Source organism: Vibrio sp. 1069, assembly GCF_033340555.1.
In genome coordinates, this window is the sequence record NZ_JAWOWP010000191.1 from 1 (window position 1) to 880 (window position 880).

At 44.5% G+C, this 880-nt stretch carries 1 protein-coding gene; it reads right to left on the bottom strand.

Going from position 1 to position 880, the window contains the following annotated elements:
- A partial coding sequence (bcsG, locus tag R7040_RS25370) for a cellulose biosynthesis protein BcsG (protein WP_318097408.1) occupies positions 1 to 880 on the bottom strand: 880 nt, incomplete at both ends.

The window sequence follows — 880 nt, forward strand, 5'->3', positions numbered from 1 at the left end:
GTTGGCGCAGGAATTTCTCGCATACCTGAAATTTGCATTCGGTCTCCTCGCATACCACCACCATGTTCCGGTACCAAGGCCACAACAATGTTGCGCTTTGAGGACTCTAAGGTTTTAAAGAACGCATAGAGATCATCAAGCAAATTCTTAAGGCGCATTTTGTAGCTAGCAATGGATGTGCTTGAATTCGTATTGATGATCCGGTTGCCATCGTGCAGTGAAATTGAGTTGTAGAGTGCCACGACTTTGTCGTCACTACTGTTAAGTCTTTGCAGCCACCAGTTATCCAGTACTTGCTTATCGCGGAAGATCGAAGAGCCATCAAAAGATTTTTGGTAAGGAGCTAAACCTTCTTGAGACATAAGAGCCGCTTGTAAGTCACCGTCTTTCTTGATCAATTCAAGGAAGCTATCGAAGACACCATTGTGGTTCATCAGTAAATTTTCTTTGAAGCCTAGCTCTTTCAAACTTTCGAACAAGTAGCACTGTTTTGAAGGTGCTGGTTGGAACAGTTGACTGTGTTCCTGTTGACCGCAATTGGCTCGTAGCAGACGAATGACCGCAGGCCCGCTATATGACGTAGCGGAACTAAAATTGTCGAACATGATGTCAAACTCTTTGAACAGAGGATGATCGGCCAGTCCTGCAATTTCGATGTCATCCCACGCGACCGAACAAATACTCAAGAACAACAAATCAAAAGGAGCATCCATTGCGCTGCTAGTATCGAATGTCACACGTCGAGAAGCTTCTTTAGAAAAGAAATCTGCAGTTAACGTGTTGAGACTTGCATCGTTAATTTCCGTTATTTGAGGTTGTTTGCTAGCAGTAACCTCGGTTGGTGGCTGTTGTTGAGTTACTTCTGCAGCCACGGTTGTCG